The organism is Amycolatopsis sp. SID8362 (genome assembly GCF_010550475.1).
In the GTDB taxonomy this organism is placed as follows: domain Bacteria; phylum Actinomycetota; class Actinomycetes; order Mycobacteriales; family Pseudonocardiaceae; genus Amycolatopsis; species Amycolatopsis eburnea.
This window is the reverse complement of record NZ_JAAGNB010000648.1, coordinates 1-2,522: the sequence shown is the minus strand read 5'-3', so window position 1 is coordinate 2,522 and position 2,522 is coordinate 1. Positions and strand designations below refer to the sequence as shown.

The window sequence follows — 2,522 nt, the reverse complement described above, 5'->3', positions numbered from 1 at the left end:
GCTCGCCGAGCTTGGCCGGGCCGCCGCTGGTGGTCGACGTCCAGACCGAGCCGACCATCGCGGCCGGTCCGATGCCGTGGGGCCTCGGCGCGCACCTGGCCGAGCTGGTGCCGGGCACCCGGGCGATGACGGCGACGCCCGACGACGTCGAGGCGGTGCTGGCGGCGGCGCGGGACTTCCGCAGCGTCGTCGTGGTGACCCGGGAGGCGCACCGGCACCCGCGGGTGCGTGAGCTGCTGGCCGCGCTGTCCACTGTGGACTACATCCGCGTCGAGACCGGGGCACCGGGGCCGTCGGACGGGGACGGCCCGCGCATCGACACGTTCAGCGGCTCCGCCGTGAGCCTGCGGGCGGCGGCCGAGTACCTGGCCTGAATTCGTCCTGTTTGCCGTATCTCCAGGACCCGGTGTGCGCGTTTGTACGGGCCTTGTACCGGCGGCCGCCATCGTGGGGGCACACCGGAACCTGGAGGACGGACAAATGAGAATTCGGATCGGGAAGCGGACGGCGGCCGTGGTCGGCACCGCCGCGGCGATCGTGCTGGCCGGCGCCACGCCGGCGCTGGCGGCGACGGGCACGGTGCACACCGACTCCGGCGCGCCGCTGACCGTGCGCTCGGCCCCGAGCACCGGCGCGACCTCGACCGGCACGGTCGCCGACGGCACCGCCGTCGCGATCGACTGCCAGACGACGGGCGAGACGGTCACCGGCAAGTACGGCACGAGCAACATCTGGGACCACATCCCGGGCGGCTACATCACCGACACCTACGTCTACACCGGCTCCGACGGCCGCATCGCGCCGGACTGCACCGACGTGCCGACCCCGCCGGCCACCGCGTGCTCGACGTCGGGCCTGAACGACCCGAACACCTGCGCCCAGGCGGTCACGAAGGCGAAGTCGCGGATCCACACGAACTACGACGCCTCCTACGACGGCTGGTGCGACCGCATCAACGCCCAGAACTACGGCTTCTCGGCGAGCGGCTCGACCACGGCGTACGTGCACTGGACCCAGATCCCCAGCACGTACAAGCACCCGAACAGCACGGACGTCCCGGCCGGCGGCCTGGCGTTCTTCTCCAACGGCGGCGCGGGCCACACGATGATCTCCATCGGCGGCGGCTACTTCCTGTCGAACGACATCAACGGCGCGGGCACCTACACCCAGACCACGATCGCCCAGATCAAGAGCAAGTGGGGCCAGACCTACCTCGGCTGGGCCCAGCCGTGGTTCAAGGTGAACCACTGACGTGACGCGAAGGCCCGGCCCCCATCCTCGGCCGGGCACCCGCCCCCTGCCCACCTCCCCCGGGCAGGGGGCGCTTCGCGTTTGTGGCGCTTGGCTCCCGCCCCGGCAGGTGGGTCGATCGCGGGGCCGGGAACCCGGTGATGCCGAGCTGGCCCGGCGCTCGCGTTGGCGCAGTGTGTTGCTGGGCGGTTGGCTGCTGGCGGGCCGCCATCGTCGGGGCCGCGAATCCGGCGCTGCCGACCTGGCTCGGCGGCTCGCGTTGGCGGGGGTGTGCTGCTGGGCGGCTGGCGGGCCGCCATCGTCGGGGCCGCGAATCCGGCGCTCCCGACCCGGCCAGGCGGCTCGCGTTGGCGGAGGCGCGTCGCTTTGCGGCTGGACCGGGTGCGGGCAACCGTGGTCCGGCCGGCGGCCGACCCACCCAGCCTCAGATCAGGGCTTCAAGTGATGCAGCACGAAGATCCCGCCCACGGCCGGCCGATCCCGGCGCTCGTGGTCGGTCGCCACGTACTCGTCCAGCACCGCCAAGATCCGCCGATCAAGCTCCTCGACCTCATCGGCGGACAAATGCAGCAGGAACTTCTCGTGCACCGCCACCGAATCCGGGCCCGCCGCCGCCAACTCCTCCTGGAAGATCTCGATCGGCGCGAACCGCGTCGCCGGGTCGGCGGTCGACAGCGGACCGTCCAGCCACCACGTCTCGTTGTCGGCGCGGTAGGGCTTCTCGAGCGCGCCGCTCGGGCCCGTGCGGACCGGGGCCGGGTGCAGGAGGCCGGCGGCAACCAGCTGCCGGACGTGGTGCAGGACCGTGCCGGGGTCGCGGTCGAGGCGGTCGGCCAGCTGCTTGTTCGTCAGCTCGTCGACCAGGCACAGCCGCATGATGCGCAGCCGCAGGGGGTGGCCGAGGGCCTTCGCTTCCTCCGGCGTCGCCGGCCGTCGTCGACGGGGCTCGTTCATGGACGCAGCGTAGTCGATCGATGGGGAAAGCTCACATCGATGGAGAAAAGCCCATCGATGTGCGATCCTCGATTGATGCACCGGACCTTCTGGCGGCTGTGGACCGCCGCGGGGCTGTCGAGCCTCGCCGACGGCGTCCTCAAGGTCGCGCTGCCGCTGGTCGCGGTCGGCTACACGCGCTCTCCGGCGCTGGTCGCGGGGCTCGCGTTCGCCTTCAGCGTCCCGTGGCTGCTGTTCGCGCTGCCCGCCGGCGCGCTCGTCGACCGGCTCGACCGGCGCCGCGCGATGCTCGGCGCGAACGTCCTGCGCGGCGGGCT

At 72.5% G+C, this 2,522-nt stretch carries 3 protein-coding genes and 1 pseudogene; 3 read left to right on the top strand and 1 reads right to left on the bottom strand.

What is annotated here, in order from left to right; genetic code table 11:
* Window positions 1–374 (top strand): annotated as a pseudogene (locus G3I65_RS20115) (glycoside hydrolase family 3 protein); the annotation flags it as partial.
* Between the two features lie 106 nt (window positions 375–480).
* Entirely contained in the window at window positions 481–1,251 is a 771-nt protein-coding gene (locus G3I65_RS20110) for a hypothetical protein (RefSeq protein WP_160697477.1), read from the top strand.
* Window positions 1,252–1,680: 429 nt separating this feature from the next.
* Here G3I65_RS20110 and G3I65_RS20105 read toward each other — a convergent pair whose 3' ends face one another.
* Entirely contained in the window at window positions 1,681–2,205 is a 525-nt protein-coding gene (locus G3I65_RS20105; RefSeq protein ID WP_160697476.1) for a transcriptional regulator, read from the bottom strand.
* 75 nt (window positions 2,206–2,280) lie between these two features.
* Between G3I65_RS20105 and G3I65_RS20100 the strand changes: the two genes are divergently transcribed.
* Window positions 2,281–2,522: MFS transporter (locus tag G3I65_RS20100; RefSeq protein ID WP_160697475.1), on the top strand; the 242-nt coding region annotated here is incomplete at its 3' end.